The 16466-nt window shown below is 67.4% G+C and carries 13 protein-coding genes and 1 tRNA gene; 10 read left to right on the plus strand and 4 right to left on the minus strand.

The window, feature by feature from the left end; translation table 11 throughout:
• Positions 1-89: 89 nt before the first annotated feature.
• Positions 90-809, plus strand: coding sequence for a guanitoxin biosynthesis heme-dependent pre-guanitoxin N-hydroxylase GntA (gntA, locus tag GGR48_RS11485; RefSeq protein ID WP_183952036.1), 720 nt, complete (start codon positions 90-92; stop codon positions 807-809).
• Entirely contained in the window at positions 806-1405 is a 600-nt protein-coding gene (locus GGR48_RS11490) for a DUF1989 domain-containing protein (protein WP_183952037.1), read from the plus strand. The genes gntA and GGR48_RS11490 overlap by 4 nt, the downstream gene beginning before the upstream one ends.
• Before the next feature lie 133 nt (positions 1406-1538).
• Here the strand turns inward: GGR48_RS11490 and GGR48_RS11495 are convergent, their stop codons facing one another.
• Complete coding sequence (locus GGR48_RS11495) at positions 1539-3257, minus strand: alkaline phosphatase family protein (RefSeq protein ID WP_183952038.1); 1719 nt, start codon at positions 3255-3257, stop codon at positions 1539-1541.
• A gap of 67 nt (positions 3258-3324) precedes the next feature.
• On the opposite strand from GGR48_RS11495, the gene GGR48_RS11500 reads away from it, so the two are divergent.
• The 4 genes from GGR48_RS11500 to GGR48_RS11515 all read left to right on the plus strand — a co-directional run bounded on the left by GGR48_RS11500 (position 3325) and on the right by GGR48_RS11515 (position 8751).
• On the plus strand, positions 3325-5349 hold the full coding sequence (locus tag GGR48_RS11500) for a protein-disulfide reductase DsbD family protein (protein WP_183952039.1): 2025 nt from the start codon (positions 3325-3327) through the stop codon (positions 5347-5349).
• Positions 5350-5555: 206 nt separating this feature from the next.
• Complete coding sequence (locus GGR48_RS11505; RefSeq protein ID WP_183952040.1) at positions 5556-7055, plus strand: circularly permuted type 2 ATP-grasp protein; 1500 nt, start codon at positions 5556-5558, stop codon at positions 7053-7055.
• Positions 7055-7990, plus strand: coding sequence for an alpha-E domain-containing protein (locus GGR48_RS11510; protein WP_183952041.1), 936 nt, complete (start codon positions 7055-7057; stop codon positions 7988-7990). The genes GGR48_RS11505 and GGR48_RS11510 overlap by 1 nt, the downstream gene beginning before the upstream one ends.
• Positions 7990-8751 carry a transglutaminase family protein gene (locus tag GGR48_RS11515; RefSeq protein ID WP_183952042.1) on the plus strand — a complete coding sequence of 254 codons (762 nt, stop codon included), beginning with the start codon at positions 7990-7992 and terminating at the stop codon, positions 8749-8751. The genes GGR48_RS11510 and GGR48_RS11515 overlap by 1 nt, the downstream gene beginning before the upstream one ends.
• A gap of 175 nt (positions 8752-8926) precedes the next feature.
• Here the strand turns inward: GGR48_RS11515 and GGR48_RS11520 are convergent, their stop codons facing one another.
• The gene (locus GGR48_RS11520; RefSeq protein WP_183952043.1) at positions 8927-9724 is read right to left on the minus strand and encodes an arginyltransferase; all 798 of its coding nucleotides are present in this window, start codon (positions 9722-9724) and stop codon (positions 8927-8929) included.
• Between the two features lie 146 nt (positions 9725-9870).
• Complete coding sequence (locus GGR48_RS11525; RefSeq protein WP_221211491.1) at positions 9871-11148, minus strand: threonine ammonia-lyase; 1278 nt, start codon at positions 11146-11148, stop codon at positions 9871-9873.
• A gap of 387 nt (positions 11149-11535) precedes the next feature.
• Between GGR48_RS11525 and GGR48_RS11530 the strand changes: the two genes are divergently transcribed.
• From GGR48_RS11530 to GGR48_RS11545, 4 genes are all read left to right on the plus strand, one after another.
• Positions 11536-13458, plus strand: a complete 1923-nt coding sequence (locus GGR48_RS11530) for a potassium transporter Kup (protein ID WP_183952044.1) — start codon at positions 11536-11538, stop codon at positions 13456-13458.
• A 17-nt stretch (positions 13459-13475) separates the two neighbouring features.
• Positions 13476-13979 (plus strand): 2'-5' RNA ligase family protein, encoded by a 504-nt coding sequence (locus GGR48_RS11535; RefSeq protein WP_183952045.1) that lies wholly within the window; start codon positions 13476-13478, stop codon positions 13977-13979.
• Between the two features lie 56 nt (positions 13980-14035).
• Positions 14036-14112: transfer RNA gene (locus GGR48_RS11540), tRNA-Met, on the plus strand.
• Between the two features lie 350 nt (positions 14113-14462).
• The gene (locus GGR48_RS11545; protein WP_183952046.1) at positions 14463-15653 is read left to right on the plus strand and encodes a diguanylate cyclase domain-containing protein; all 1191 of its coding nucleotides are present in this window, start codon (positions 14463-14465) and stop codon (positions 15651-15653) included.
• Positions 15654-15680: 27 nt separating this feature from the next.
• On the opposite strand, the gene fdhD is transcribed toward GGR48_RS11545, so the two are convergent.
• On the minus strand, positions 15681-16442 hold the full coding sequence (fdhD, locus tag GGR48_RS11550; protein ID WP_183952123.1) for a formate dehydrogenase accessory sulfurtransferase FdhD: 762 nt from the start codon (positions 16440-16442) through the stop codon (positions 15681-15683).
• Positions 16443-16466: the final 24 nt, after the last annotated feature.

The following is a 16466-nucleotide window of genomic DNA, read 5'->3' on the forward strand; positions in this document are numbered from 1 at the left end:
TTCATCAACTATCATCAAAATATGCTATAACTGATTGATCGATGTTGGTTTTAGGAACGACCATCGTCGAGGCGGCGTTGGGGCATCCCATGTCAGATACCGTCAGCAGTCTCTTTCCCGCGCATGACCCCAGCGAGGGGGAATCGGCAGATCTTCTGCGCGCCCATATCGCGGCGGCGGACTTTCCATGCGTCGGCGCGAAGTCGGCGATGGCGCGCGGCGCGATGGAAATCCTGGGCGCGCGCGACATCGCCAGCGCCTGGGACGACCTGCGCATCCACGACACGCTTCGCCGTTTCGCCGAACAGTATCGCGCCGAGCCGCAACTGTTCCGCAGCTTGGCGGTGGTCTTCGCCGGCCCGACCGAACTCGACGAAGCGGCGTTCGAGCGCGCGGTCTGGGCGCGTATCCAGTCGCTGTCGGACAAGGATGTCTGGCTGGGCCAGGATTGGGACCCGCGCGTCAGCCCCAATCCGGAGGACCCGCATTTCTCGCTGTCCTTTGGCGGCGAGGCGTTCTTCGTTGTCGGGTTGCATCCGCATGCCAGCCGCCCGGCGCGCCGCTTTCCCCGGCCCGCGATGATCTTCAACCTGCACGACCAGTTCGAGACGCTGCGCGCGCAGGGGAAGTACGAGACGATGCGCGAAAAGATCATGGTGCGCGACGAAGCCCTGGCGGGGTCGCGCAACCCGATGCTCGCGCGCCACGGCGAGGTCAGCGAGGCGCGCCAGTATAGCGGCCGCGTGGTCGAGGCGGGCTGGCGCTGTCCCTTTCATTATGCCGGGCAGCAGGGCGGGGTGGAGTCATGAGCATCGCCCAGCCCGTCGAAATCCCGCCGCGCAGCGGTGACGCGTTCCGCATGGCGAGGGGCGACAGCCTGACCGTCATCGATCCGCGCGGGCGGCAGGTCGCGGATCTGCTGGCATTCAATGCCGATGATCTGGACGAGGTCATCTCGTCGGGCCGGACGCTCGATTATGCCGAGACGATCCGGCTGACCACGGGGCACAAGCTCTATTCCAACCGATCGCGGGTGATGCTGGAGATCGTCGAGGACACGGTCGGCATGCATGACTTCCTGCTGACGCCCTGCTCGGTCGATACGTTCGACCATTTCTATCCCGATCTGCCGCGCCATCGGGGGTGCTTCGGCAACCTCGCCGCCGCGCTCGCGCCTTACGGCGTCGTGCCCGACCGGATACCGGTGGCGTTCAACTGCTTCATGAACGTGCCGGTCAATGGCGAGACCGGCAAGCTGGAAGTCCTGCCGCCGCTGAGCGGGCCGGGGGATCGTATCCGCTTCGTCGCGCAGATGGATCTGGTGATCGGGCTGACCGCCTGTTCGGCGCCGGCGTCGAATGGCGGGTCGTTCAAGCCGATCCAGTACCGGGTGGACCGGCCTTAAAATCCTCCCCGGCACGGGGAGGGGGACCGCTCGCACAGCGGTGGAGGGGGATCGCCGCTGGGCTGTTCCCTAGAGGAAGCCCCCCTCCGTCAGCGCTGCGCGCTGCCACCTCCCCGTGCCGGGGAGGATATGATCACCGCTTACACGTATCCGCGACACCCGGGTCTAGGTCCAGACAGCGCCCGTCGACGCCCGTCATCGGCAGGCCGATCGTCGCGGCCAGCGTGGGCGCGATGTCGACCGTCTCGACCGACAGCGGCTGTTCGAAGCCGGCCATCCCCTTGCGCCAGAACAGGATCGGCACGCGGCGGTCATAGTCCCAGGGCGAGCCATGCGTCTCGACATAGCCCGGCGTCGGCTCCTCGATCGTCGTCACGCGCGGGTTGAGCAGGATCAGCAGATCGCCCGAACGCGTGGGATCATAGGAGGATCGCGCCTTTTCCTTCAACGTCCAGGTCTCGGGCGGCGTGGTCGGCCAGGGCGTCGCGGCGATCTCGTCACGGGTCAGCGCGGCGGCGACCTGTGGCAATGCCTCGAACCGGCGCTTCGCCTCGGCCAGCACCTTGGCGCGCGTCGCGGCGGGCAGGTCGCGGTTGATATAGATGTCGCCTTCCGCGCTCATCATGATCGGCGGCGTGTTGGACAGGCCCAGGTCGCGCGCGATCGCGGCGGCCATCGCCTTGGTCTTGGCCTCGGGCGCGACATGGCTTTCCATCGGCATGGCGCGGATCTGCTGCCGTTCGGTCATGTCATGCGCGCCGTGGTCGGCGGTCAGCATCACCTCATAGTCCACGCCGGTCTGGTCGAGCACCTCGAAGAAGCCCGCCAGCGAACGGTCGAGCTCGGCCATCTGGATACACATCTCGGTGCCTTGGGTGCCCAGCGCATGGCCGATATAGTCGGTCGCCGACAGGCCCACCGACAGGATGTCGGTCGCCGGCCCCTTGCCGAGCTGCATATCCTGCACGAAGCCCGCCGCCATCGCCAGCACCGCCGCGTCGGCGGCGGGCGAGACGCGGAACGCCTTCAGATCGCCCGCCGCGCGCTGGAAGCGGCCGGTGCCGATCGTCTGGCCGCCGACGGTGATCGGCCGGTCGAGCGGCTTGCAGAAACCGGGCAGCGGCAGCGCGTCCTGCGGGCGGGCGACCAGATCGGCCACAGCCTTGCGCGTGCGCTCGACCACCGGGGGCACCGCGCGGCCGGCATAGGAGACATAGGTCTTGCCGTCCCACCACCAGATCTCGTCCATCTTGTGGCCGCCCATCATCACCGCGGCGCGGTCCTTGCCCGCGACCGAGACGGTGCGCACGCGGCTGTCGGCGGTCTTCATCCGCTCGCCCAGCGTCGGCACCTTCAGATGCTTGTCCGAGACGGTGTAGTTGTTGTGGTCGTTGCCCGCGACGCTTTCGTCCTCCGAGCAATAGACGATCTTGTCGGCGCGGTTCACCGATTGGTCGACCCAGTTGTTGGCGATGATGCCGGTATGCGCGGGGCGATAGCCGGTCAGGATGGTCGAGTGGCCCGGGCACGTCTCGGTCGCGGCATGGCTCTGATAGCCTGAGGGAAAGACAGCGCCGGTCAACAGCCGCGCCATGCCGCCGGTAAAGCGGTTGCGATACTGCGCGAACAGATCGGCCGAGAACTGGTCGACCGAGATCGCGACGATCAGCTTGGGCGGAGTCGTGGGGAAGGGGGGCAGCGGCGTCGTCGCCGGACGGTTGGTCAGGCTGGCGGGCGCGGGGCCGGGCTCCGGGCTGGCCTGCTGGGCGCTGGCCAAAGCGGGGGCCGAGGCGGCGAGCAGCGCGGCCGAGGCGAGGAGTGCGGTGCGAAGCGCGACGGGGAGCGGCGTCATGGGCATCCTTGATGCAAAGCGGGAACGGCGGCGCTATGGAACGCCAAACGGGTATAGGGCAAGGTCGATGCGCGGTTGGTTTTACATCCTGATGACGGCGCTGTTCATGATGGTCGCCGCCGCGCCCGTCATGGCCGACAGCGCGCCGCCGCCGGCGCCCGGCGCGATCCATCTGCCGATGCGGCTGGTGCCCGAAAGTGCTGCGCCGCGTGCCGGATCGACGGTCACGCTCGCCATCGCCGCCACGCCCGACAAGGGCTGGCATGGCTATTGGAAGAATGGCGGCGATGCCGGCCTGCCGACCGAGGCGCATTGGACCTTGCCCACAGGCGTCACGGCGGGGGGCTTGCGCTATCCGGTGCCGGGGCAGCTGAAGATCGCGGGCCTGATGAACTATGTCTATGAGCGGCCCTTCGCGCTACTCGTCGACTTGTCCGTGCCCGCCGGGCTGACGGCCGGCACCGCGCTGCCCGTGTCGGTCAAGCTCGACTATCTCGTGTGTACCGACACGATCTGCGTGCCCGAGAGCCAGACCCTGTCGACCCGGCTGACCATCGGCGACGGGGCGATCGACCCGTCGGTGCGCGCCGAGTTCGACCGCTGGCGCGCGGCCTTGCCCAAGCCGCTGGGCGGCGAGGGCGTGATCGAGACCCGGGGCAAGACGGTGCGCATCGCCGTGCCGCTCCCCGCCGCCGTGGCGGTCAAGGACGCCTATTTCTTCCCCGATCGCAGCGGCATTATCGACCATGCCGCCGATCAGGCGCTGGCGCGGCAGGGTGATCAGGCGATCCTGACCATCCCGGCCGCCGCCGTGCCGACGCCGGGACCGGTGTCAGGCGTGCTGTCGATCGGCGAGGGCAAGGGGCTGGCCTTTACCGCCAAGCCGGGGGCGATCGCGGATGCCGCCGATACGAGCAAGGGGTTCGGTGCGATCGCGCTGGCCTTTCTGGGGGCGGTGCTGGGCGGGTTGCTGCTGAACATCATGCCCTGCGTCTTCCCGATCCTGAGCCTGAAGGCGCTGAGTCTGGCGCGCGGCGGGGGCGACGAACGTCATGCCCGGACCGAGGCGCTGGCTTACACGGCGGGCGTGGTGCTGGTCTGTGTCGGGCTGGGCGTCATTCTGCTGGCGCTGCGCGCGGGCGGGCAGAGCGCGGGCTGGGCGTTCCAGCTTCAGGACCCGCGCGTGATCGGCGTGCTGCTGCTGCTGGTCGCGGGCATCGCCTTCAATCTGGCGGGGCTGTTCGAGCTGCCGACGCCCGCCTTTGCCGGGCGTTCGGGCGCGATGGGATCGTTCGCGACCGGCGCGCTGGCGGCGTTCGTCGCGACGCCCTGTTCGGGGCCGTTCATGGCCGGTGCGCTGGGCGCGGCACTGGTGCTCCCCGCCGCCGCCGCGCTGGCGGTGTTCGCCGGGCTGGGGATCGGCATCGCCTTGCCCTTCCTAGCGATCGGCTTCATCCCCGCGCTGCGGCGGCGGCTGCCCAAGCCGGGGATGTGGATGGTGCGGCTGCGCCATATCCTGTCGGTGCCGATGTTCCTGACCGCGCTCGCGCTGGCCTGGATACTCGGGCAGGAGGCGGGGGTGACCGGCATGACGCTGGGCCTCGCCGCCACGCTACTCGCCTCGCTCGGCTTCTGGTGGACGGGGCTGCGCCAGCATGGCGGCAAGGGGCGCGCCTTCTGGCCCGCGCTCGTCATGCTGGTGCTGGCGGTCGCGATCGTCGTGACGGTCAAGCCCGCCGCCGCCGTCGCCAAGTCGGCGGCCGACACCGCCTTTACCGAGGCCAAGCTGGACTCGCTGCGCAAGGAGGGGCGGCCGGTCTTCGCCTATTTCACCGCCGACTGGTGCCTTAGCTGCAAGGTCAACGAGGCGGCCGCGATCGAGCGCTCCTCGGTCCGCGACGCGTTCGCCCGCAACAAGGTGGCGGTGCTGGTCGGCGACTGGACCGATGGCGATCCCGTGCTGGGACGGTTTATCGAGCGGCATAACCGGGCGGGGGTGCCGCTATACCTCTATTACGCGCCGGGCGCGAAAGAGCCGCAGGTGCTGCCTCAAGTGCTGACGCCGTCGATGCTGGAGAAGCTGGGGGCGTAAGATCCTCCCCGGCACGGGGAGGGGGACCGCCGCGAAGCGGTGGTGGAGGGGGGTATCCGAAAAGGATGTCCTGTGCCGCACGCCCCCTCCACCAGCCTGCGGCTGGTCCCCCTCCCCGTACCGGGGAGGAGTGAATATCCCCCTTGTGTACCCCCATCATGCGGTGCAGCATGGAACCCGGCCGACAGGGGGAGCGTAACAACCGGATGGGGACTATCGCCGCGTTCGACGAAATCATGGGGGGGCTGGATGCTGCGGCGCCGCGCCCCGAACTGGCCGCCTTGCAACGCTGGCTCGATCACACACCCGACACCGAACTACGCCGCCGCCAGCAATCGGCCGAGGCGACCTTCCGCCAGCTGGGCATCACCTTCGCGGTCTATGGCGAGAGCGACGCGGCCGAGCGGATCATCCCGTTCGACATCGTGCCGCGCGTCTTCCTGCACGACGAATGGGCGCGCCTGTCCGAGGGGCTGGTACAGCGGGTCGAGGCGATCAACGCCTTTCTCGACGACATTTACGGCGAGCGGAAGATCCTGCGCGACGGCATTCTGCCGCCCGACCTGATCTTCGGCAATCCGCAGTTCCGCCCCGAGATCGCAGGGATGCGCCCGCCGCACGGCGTCTGGGCGCATATCTGCGGCATCGACCTGGTCCGCACCGGGCCGGACGATTTCTTCGTGCTGGAGGACAATGCCCGCACCCCCTCGGGCGTCAGCTATATGCTGGAGAATCGCGAGGCGATGCTGCGGCTGTGCCCCGAGCTGTTCCGCCAGTTCCGGGTGGCCGCCGTCGACAGCTATCCCGACCGTCTGCTCGCCACGATGAAGTCGGTCGCGCCGCACGGCGTCGGCGAGCCGACTTGCGTCGTGCTGACCCCGGGTCATTACAATTCGGCCTATTACGAACACAGCTTCCTGGCGGATTCGATGGGGGTCGAGCTGGTCGAGGCGGCCGATCTGGTGGTGGACGACGACATCGTCTGGATGCGCACCATCGCGGGGCGGGTGAAGGTCGACGTCATCTATCGCCGCGTCGATGACGACTTCCTCGATCCGCTGGTCTTCCGGCCGGATTCGATGCTGGGCGTGCCGGGGCTCATCGCGGCCTATGCGGCGGGCAACGTCGCCATCCTCAACGCGCCGGGCAACGGCATCGCCGACGACAAGGCGATCTACAGCTATATGCCCGACATCGTCCGCTATTATTCGGGTGCCGAGCCCAAGCTGAGGAATGTCGACACCTGGCGCTGTCGCGAACCGGAGTCGCTGGCCTATGTCCTCGACCATCTGAGTGAGCTGGTGGTCAAGCTGGTCGACGGGTCGGGCGGCTATGGCATGCTGGTCGGCCCCACCGCGACCAGGGCGCAGATCGAGCATTTCCGCGCCGCGCTGATCGCCGAGCCGCATCGCTACATCGCGCAGCCGACGCTGGCGCTGTCGACCGTGCCGACGCTGGTCGAGAGCGGGGTCGCGCCGCGCCATGTCGATTTCCGCCCCTTCGTCCTCACCGGCCGTAACGGGGTAGAGGTGACGCCGGGCGGGCTGACCCGGGTCGCGCTGCGCGAAGGCTCGCTGGTCGTCAATTCCAGCCAGGGCGGGGGGACGAAGGACAGTTTCGTCCTGATGCCGCCCGAGCCCGATAGTTGGGTGCAGACCCAGACCCAGACCCAGATGTCGCAGATCCAGATGCAGGGGGACCGCTGATGCTGTCGCGGACCGCGTCCTCGCTCTACTGGCTGGGGCGCTATTTCGAACGGGCCGACTTCATCGCCCGGCTGGTCGAGGCGACGGTGCGGCTGGATGTCCTGTCGCCGCGATCGGCGGGGCTGGCGGCCTGGGGATCGGCGCTGGCCGTGACTGATACCGCCAGCGCCTTTGCCGAGGGCGGGCGTGAGTTGCGGCGGCGTGAGGTCGCCCGCTTCCTGACCGTCGAGACCTGTCACCCCGGCTCGATCGTCCGCTGCATCGACATGGCGCGCACCAATGCGCGCGCGGTGCGCACCGCGCTGACCCGTGAGGCGTGGAGCGCGATCAACCGCGCCTGGCTGCATTTCGAGGCGCGGCCCGGCGCCGAGGACCCGACTGCGGTCCTCAGCCTGGTCGAGGCGGTGAAGAACGAGACGCGCGGCTTCGAGGGCGCGGTCCACCGCATGCTGCGCAACCAGACGACCTGGTTCATCCGGCTGGGCCAGGCGGTCGAGCGCGCGGACAATACCGCACGGCTGCTCGACGTGAAATATCACATCCTGCTGCCGGCGGGCGAGCGGATCGGCGGCGTCGTCGACCGCGACCAGTGGACGACGATCCTTCAGACCGTGTCCGCCGTCACCGCCTATCGATGGCTCTATTCGGACGGGCTCAAGCCCTCGAACGTCATCGACCTGCTGATCGCGCGCGCCGAACTGCCGCGCAGCCTGGCGGCGTCGGTCGAGGAAACGGTGGACGTGCTGGGGCAGCTCGCCCGGCGGACGGGGCAGCATGGGGAGGCGGATCGAATGGCGAGAGTGCGTGCGAACCGGATGAGCAAGACCCGCTCGGGCGACGTGATCGCGGGCGGGCTCCACCAATATCTCGAAGCCTTCATCCTGGAGAATGCCCAGCTGCACGGCGCGATCGGCCGCCAGTTCAAGTTCGCCTGATGCGCATCGCCATCGAGCACCAGATCGTCCACCGCCCCACGCTGCGCGGCAAGGCCGTGGTCCAGATGCTGCGGCTGACCCCGGACAATAGCGACGACCAGACGGTCGTGCATTGGCGGATCGATGTCGATTGCGACGCGCGGATGCGGTCGGGCCGCGACGGGTTCGGCAATGCGGTGACGATGCTCTATATCGAAGAGCCGGTCGAGGCGGTGACGATCACCGCCACCGGCGACGTGCTGACCAGCGACGCCCACGGCATCGTTCGCGGCAGCAACGAGACGCTGCCGCCGGCGCTCTACTTGCGCGGCACCGCCGCCACGCCGGCGAGCGAGGCGGTCACCGCCTTTGCCGCGGAGGCGGTCCGGCACTGTGATGGCCCCCTGGCGATGCTCCACGGCCTGAACGCCGCGATCCATCGCCGCTTCGCGAACGACGGCAAAGCGGCGGCGGAGTTACTGAGTGTGGAGGAAGCGGGGCCGTGCGATCTCGCGCATCTGTTCTGCACCGGTGCGCGGTCGCTCGGTCTGCCGGCGCGGTTCGTGTCGGGCTTCGTCGCCGGGGAGCATGACGCGCGACCGCATTGCTGGGCGGAGGCCTATGTCGCGGAGATCGGCTGGGTCGGCTTCGATCCGGCAATCGGCCTGTCTCCGACCGACACGCATGTCCGGGTCGCCGCCGCACTGGACGCCGCCGGCGCCGCACCGGTCGCGGGCGAGGCTTGGGGGGATCTGGTGCCGTTGACGGGCGAGACCCAATAAGGCGGACAAGCCCCTCCCCTTCAGGGGAGGGGACGGGGGTGGGGCGGTGCCGCAAGCTCTGCGCCTGTTGAGAGGCCCCACCCCAACCCCTCCCCTGAAGGGGAGGGGTTAGTTTGAATATGCATCGTCATCGCGCTTTGACGGAAGGGGTTGGGAAGAGGCCCCGTCCCCTCGGCTATTCCTCGCCCGCCTCGATCGCGGTTTCGACGGCGGGCGGGCCGCCGATGTCGAGATTGTCGGGCGACAGCAGCGACCAGCCGCGCGGGCCGAGCGCCTCCAGCGGCTGATACCGGGTCTTGTACGCCATGCGCGGCGACCCCTTCACCCAATAGCCGAGATAGACATAGGGCAGACCCGCCGCCCGGGCGCGCAGGATGTGATCCATGATGATGAAATTGCCCAGCCCCGGGCGGCTCTCATCCTCGGTATCGAAGAAGCTGTAGATCATCGACAGCCCGTCACCCTGCCGATCGGTCAGGCACGCGCCGAGCAGCCGCCCGCGCTCGCCATCGGGGCCGGTCGGCGCGCGATATTCGACCACGACCGACTGGACGGGGGACAGCTCGACCATGTCGGCATAATCGCTCTCGTCCATCGCCGCCATGCCGCCGCCGGGGTGGCGGCGGCCGAGATAGCGGCGCAGCAGCTCGAACTGTTCGGCGGTCGCCCAAGGCTGGCAGGCGGTGACCTCCAGATCGGCATGACGGCGCAGCAACTTGCGCTGGGTGCCGTTGGCACGGAAGCCGTCGGCGACGACGCGCACCGAAACGCAGGCGGTGCAGCCCGCGCAGGACGGGCGATAGGCGACCCCCTGGCTGCGGCGGAAACCGATACGGCTCAGCGCCTCGTTCAGCTCGCCGGCATGCTCGCCATTGAGTTCGGTGAACACCTTGCGCTCCTCACGCCCCGCCAAATAGGGGCAGGGGGCGGGGCTGGTGACGAAAAAGCGCGGAAAACGGAAAGGCGCGGTCACCGCCGGGAACTTCCTTCAAGGATTCGGGAACAGGAGTTTCTTAACGAATTTCCCCGCCAAGGGGATGGTCAGAAGCTGTTCGGAAACGGGACGATTGTCGAGAACCGGGGCCGGGGGCGGGCAGGGGACGCCGCCCCCGCCGGTCCTCAGGCCAGTTCCACCTGCGTGGTTTCGTAACCGGCGGCGCGCAGTGCCTCGATCAGGCGGTGGAGGTGCAGCGCGTCGCGTGTCTCGCACTCGATGTCGGTGATCAGGCCCTTGGCGGGCAGGGTGGTGAAGACGCGCTGGTGATAGACCTCGATGATGTTCACCCGCTCGCGATCGAAGATGCGCGCCACGTTGAACAGCGCCCCCGGCTGGTCCTGCAACCGGATGCGCAGGCGGGCGAGCCGGCCCGAGCGCGCCAGATCGCGCAGCAGCACATTGGCGAGCAGGCGCGTGTCGATATTGCCACCGCACAGCACGATGCCGACCGTCTTGCCGCGAAAGCGTTCGGGATGCGACATCAGGGCGGCGAGACCCGCCGCGCCCGCGCCCTCGACGACCGTCTTTTCGATCTGGAGCAGTGCGCTGACCGATTCTTCCAGATGGCGTTCGTCGACCAGCACGATCTCGCGCACCAGCTGGGCCACCAGCTGCGACGTCAAGCCACCGGGCACCTTGACCGCGATACCCTCGGCCAGCGTATCGCCGGCGCAGGGCAGGTCGGTGCCGTTCAGCTTGTTGTACATCGACGGGAACAGCTCGGCCTGGACGCCGACCACCTCGACCGGCGGGGTGGCGGCCGCCGCGACCGTGGCCATGCCCGAGATCAGGCCGCCGCCGCCGATCGGCACGATCAGCGTGTCGATGTCGGGCGCGTCCTCCAGCATTTCGAGCGCCACCGTCCCCTGGCCGGCGATGACGCGCGCATCGTCGAAGGGATGAACGAAGGTATAGCCGCGCTCCGCCTCCAGCTCGCGGGCATGGGCATAGGCCGCGTCGAAGGTATCGCCTTCCAGCACCACGGTGGCGCCGTGGCCCTCGGTCTGGACGACCTTCACGATCGGCGTGGTGCGCGGCATCACGATGGTCGCGGGCACGCCCAGCCGGTTGGCGTGATAGGCCAGCCCCTGCGCATGATTGCCGGCCGAGGCGGCGATCACGCCCTTGGCGCGCGCCTCGTCGGAGAGTTGCAGCAGCGTGTTGAGCGCGCCGCGTTCCTTGTAGGCGGCGGTGAACTGGAGATTTTCGAACTTGAGGTAGACGGTGGCGCCGGTCAGTTGCGACAGGGTGCGGCTGATCATCGTCGGCGTGCGGACGATCCGGTCCGAAATCCGGGCATGCGCGGCGCGGACATCGTCGATCGTGACGATGGGCGCGGCCTGCACGGGTGCGGCGGACGGGGTTACCGGAGCTGCCTCTTGGGCGGAACGACTGACCATCACCCAGCCCTAGCCGATCGGGGGGCGGAGGTGAACCGTTTCGGAAAGAGTATAATGCTAGAGCCGTGCATCTTCTCCCCTCCCGCAGGCGGGAGGGGCCGGGGGAGGGCAGGGAGTCTCACCGAGACCATCGCCCGTGGCTTTCCCTCCCCCATCCCCTCCCGCCTGCGGGAGGGGCGTGCTTGCGGCGGGCGCTTGGTGCCTCCAGCCGCCGACCGACTGTTGCAACATCGCATCGCCCCGGCCACCAAATCTCCTCGCCGCGAAACAAGCGCAATGCGTCCGCGTTGCTGGCCTTTCAGGGCCATGCTAGGGGGCGGCGATGATCGAAGGGTTGCCACGGACAGTGCCGATGTTCCCGCCAATCGTCAGCCCGGCCACGTCGCGATGAGCGTCGCACCCACCGGAATCGCGACGACCGCCTCCGAGGACCAGCATCAGCAACATCATCAGAACGGTATCGCCCGGCTCGCGCTGGGCGCGATCGGGGTCGTGTTCGGCGATATCGGCACCAGCCCGATCTACGCCTTTCGCGAAACCTTCGCCAATCCGCACCATCCCCTGCCGCTCGACACCGCGCATATCCTGGGCGTCGTCAGCCTGATCTTCTGGTCGATGATGATCGTGGTGTCGGTCAAATATGTCGCGATCATCATGCGCGCCGACAATAAGGGCGAGGGGGGCAGCTTGGCCCTGCTGGCGCTGGTGTCGGGGCAGACCAAGACGCGGCGCTGGTCGCGGGGTATCATCCTGCTGGGCGTGTTCGCCACCGCGCTCTTCTACGGCGACAGCATGATCACGCCCGCCGTCACCGTGCTCAGCGCGGTGGAGGGCTTGGCCGTCGCGGCGCCCGCCTTTGGCAGTTTCGTGCTGCCGATCGCGATCACGATCCTGATCATCCTGTTCAAGATCCAGCGATCGGGCACCGAGCGCGTCGGGTTGCTGTTCGGTCCGATCATGCTCCTGTATTTCGGCACCATCGCGGTCTTGGGCGTCATCAGCTTCGTCGAGACGCCGGGCATCCTGCGCGCGCTGTCGCCGCATTATGCGGTCCAGTTCTTCTTCATCGATCCGGTACGCGGCTTTCTGGCGCTCGGCTCGGTGGTGCTGGCGGTGACGGGGGCGGAGGCGCTCTACGCCGATATGGGGCATTTCGGGCGGCGGCCGATCGGGCTGTCCTGGCTGTGCTTCGTGCTGCCCGCGTTGATGCTCAATTACATGGGGCAGGGGGCACTGCTGTTCCGCGAAGGGGCCGCCGCGCTCGAAAGCCCCTTCTACATGCTGGCGCCCGAGGGGTTGCAGCTGCCGCTCGTCATCCTGGCGACGGCGGCGGCGGTCATCGCCAGCCAGGCGGTCATCACCGGTGCCTTCTCGGTCACGCAACAGGCGATCCAGCTGGGCTTCATGCCGCGCCTGCGCATTGAGCATACCTCGGCGGCGACCGCCGGACAGATCTACATCCCGCTCATCAACTGGATGTTGATGGTGATGGTGATCCTGCTGGTGCTGTTCTTCCGCTCCTCGTCCAACCTGACCTCGGCCTACGGGATCGCGGTGACGGGGGCGATGCTGATCGACACCTGTCTGCTCGGCGTGGCGCTGACCCGTTTGTGGAAATGGCCGACCTTCGCTGCCGTGCCGCTCCTGGGGCTCTTTTTCCTGGTCGACGGGGCCTATTTCCTCGCCAATCTGACCAAGGTGCCGGCCGGCGGCTGGTTCCCGCTGCTGGTCGGGTTCATCATCTTCACCTTCCTCACCACCTGGTCGACGGGGCGCAAGCTGATGATCCAGCGGCTGCGTGAGGGGACGATGCCGATCCACATCTTCATCGAATCGGCCTCCAACGCCGCCAGCCGCGTGTCGGGCACGGCGATCTTCATGACCTCCTCGCCTGACGGCGTGCCGCATGCGCTGCTCCACAACCTCAAGCACAACAAGGTGCTGCACGAGCGGATCATCCTGCTGACCGTCAAGATCATGAGCCAGCCCTATTGGCCCGATGCGGAGCGCGCCAAGCTCGACGATCTGGGCCATGGCTTCCACCGCCTGATCCTGCGCTTCGGCTTCATGGAGGAGGCGGACGTCCCGGCGGCGCTCAAGCGGGTCGAGATGGACGGCGGCGCGTTCAAGATGATGGACACCAGCTTCTTCCTGTCGCGCCAGACGCTGCTCGCGGCCGAGCGGCCCGGCATGTCGCTATGGCGGGAAAAGCTGTTCTCCTGGATGCTGCGCAACGCCGAAAGCGCGATGGAATTCTTCCGCCTGCCGACCAACCGTGTGGTCGAGTTGGGCAGTCAGGTGGAAATCTGACCGCGCCAATCGCCCCCATGCCGGCCCCGATCATCGTCACCGCCCTGTTCGGCCGCGCCGATCAGGGTTGGTTCGATGGCCTGCGTCGCCAGCATTTCCCGCCCGAGCGCAATGTGCTCGACGCGCATTGCACGCTGTTCCATCACCTGCCGCCCAGCGTAGAGGCGGAGTTGAAGCACCGGCTGAACGGCATGACGCGCGGCGTGCGTGCGCCGGAGACAAAGGCGGCCGGGCTGATGTCGCTGGGCCGGGGTGTGGCCATCCGGATCGAATCGCCGGGGCTCGTCGCGATCCGACGCGAACTGGTCGACGCCTTTGCCGGCATGCTCGCCCCGCAGGATGCGGGCGGCTGGCGGCCGCATGTCACCATCCAGAACAAGGTGACCCCCGCCACCGCCAAGCTGCTGCTCCAGCAGATGGAGCGGGATTTTCGGGCGCGTCCGGTCGAACTGATCGGCCTGGGCGCCTGGTGGTATCGCGGCGGACCCTGGGAAATGATTTCTCGTCATTTGTTCGCTTGACGCCCGAAAAACCCCTGTCTATAGGCGCGCCTCCACCGGGTGGAACGCCACGGCATGGCGAAGTAGCTCAGCTGGTTAGAGCAGCGGAATCATAATCCGCGTGTCGGGGGTTCAAGTCCCTCCTTCGCTACCACCCGGTGTATTTTCTCTGAAATCGATAGAGACGGCTCGATACGGACAAGATGTCTCGCGCGTCCGTTCATGGTGTCGATGTGCCTTGTCCTCATCAGGACGGCTGCTTCCCAATCATCGCTTGCAAGGCTTGCCTTTGATGATCACGGCATCCTGAATTGATAGCATGTCGCCGACGAATGGGTAGTTATGCGATCTCGACCCAGAGCAGCAAACTTCATCCCATATGGTCGGAACAAATAGTATAAAATACGATTTGGTCGTCGAAATGGCCGCCATGACTTTAACGCTTCCTTTGCGATCGTGCCGTAGGCTGTCCTTCGAAGGGCCATTGGAGGCAGGGTTCGACCGGTGAGCGTTGCTGTCTATGCCCTGGCCCTCGATGCCTGCATGGCAATGCTGTTCATCATTGCCTATGCCGTGGTGTCGGTGTCGCAGGTTCGGGAGCGGGCGCCCCGATGGTTTCTCCTCGGCTACGCCCTGTGTTTCGTGACGACGATTTGCCAGTTGGTGAACCAGTTGAGCGTTCCCTCCAGCCTCGTCGCGCTGATCGGCTATGGCGCGTTTCTGGGAACCGTCATCGCGATCTGGGGCGGTATCGAGGTCATGGCCGGCCGCGCGTCGCCCCATCGGCAGGCAATGGCGATATGGGGCCTGGGCATGGTGTTGCGTCTTGGCCTGCTGGCCGGGACGCCGCGAAGCCTGGTTTACGAACTGCTCTTTCAACTGCCCTTCGCGTTCATGGCGGGGCGGTCGGCGATCGCGGTGCGGCATCTCGATCGGCGGGGGCCGATCGCTTCGCTCCTCCTGGGAATTTTTGCCCTCATCTGCGTGCATTTCGCCGCCAAGCCATTTCTTGTCGTGTCGCTCGTCGCGCGCGTGCAGGATGCCATTCACACCTATATACTCGTGTCCTCCATCTCGACCGGTGTGCTGCTGGTCGCGGCGGGGCTGTTCCTGCTGCTGCTGGTGATCGAGAAGGCGCTTGAGGAGACGATCGTCGATGCGCAGACCGACACCCTGACCCGGCTCGCCAATCGTCTTGCGCTGTCGCGGGTGGGCCCACGGCTATTGGCGCAGGCCGCTGCCACCGGTCGGCCGCTCTTTGCGATGGTCCTCGATCTCGATCACTTCAAACGGATCAACGACACATGGGGCCATGCCACGGGCGACCGGGTGCTGATGGCATTTGCCGATGTGCTGCGGCGGCTGGTGCCGGCGGACACGCTTGCGGTCCGCATGGGGGGCGAGGAGTTCGCCTTGCTCCTGCCGCTGGATGTAGCGGACGACACGAAAGCGCAGGACACTGTGTCGCATCTGGCTGAGGCGATCCGTCAGGCCTTGCAGAGCGTCGCCGACCATGGCCTGCCGGCCGTTACGGTCAGCAGCGGCATCGCGCGTTACGTGCCGGGGGAGACGCTGGATGCGCTGCTGGGGCGAGCGGATACACTGGCTTATCGGGCAAAACAGGATGGGCGTGATCGTTCCTGCAGCGACCGTGACGATGCGCTCCACCGACAACCGTTGACGCGCGCGGCCTGACGCCGCCTTTCGCGACGAGGGAACGCGTCAGGCAAAACGTCCATGCGGGTCATGCGCGACCAGCATTGCGTCGGGGCGTGCGAGTGCGATCAGGGTCAGACCATGCGCGCGGGCGTGGTCGATCGCCAGACTCGTCGGCGCGGAGATGCCCACCAGCAGTCCGACCCCGACCACCAGCGCCTTGTCGACCATCTCATAGCTGATCCGCGAGGTGACGAGGATGAAGTCCACCGCCATGTCCGGCCGGCGCGCCAAGGTGCCGACCAGCTTGTCGAGCGCATTGTGCCGGCCGACATCCTCGGCGCTGGCCACGATGTCGCCGCTCGGGGCACAGGCGACGGCGGCATGGACCGCCCCGGTTTCAGCATTGAGCGGCTGATGCGCGCGCAGGTCCCGTAGCACCGCGAACAGGGTTTCGGCCGTGGCGCGGGGTGCCGGGGGGCGGATGGCGACCGGGCGGTCGATCTGCTCCAGGCCCGACAGGCCGCATAGTCCGCAGCTGGTGTCGCTGGTCCGGTGGCGTACCCGGTCGCGGATACGGCCACGCACCCGCTCGGCCAGCACGATGCGGACGATCCATCCCGCCTCGGCGGCGAAGGGTTCGATGTCGATGATGTCGTCCGCCCGGTCGATCAGCCGCTCGGTCAGCAGGAAGCCGGTGGCGAAATCCTCCAGCCGTTCGGGCGTCATCATCATGACGGCATAGCCGAACCCGTCCACCTCGATCGCTACCGGACATTCGACCGCGACCATGCGCTCGATCTCGTCCCGCCCACCGTCCGGTGTCATGCGGCCGAGCGTCAGCAGCCGCGC

This window comes from Sphingomonas pseudosanguinis (genome assembly GCF_014196255.1).
GTDB classification, from domain to species: Bacteria; Pseudomonadota; Alphaproteobacteria; order Sphingomonadales; family Sphingomonadaceae; genus Sphingomonas; species Sphingomonas pseudosanguinis.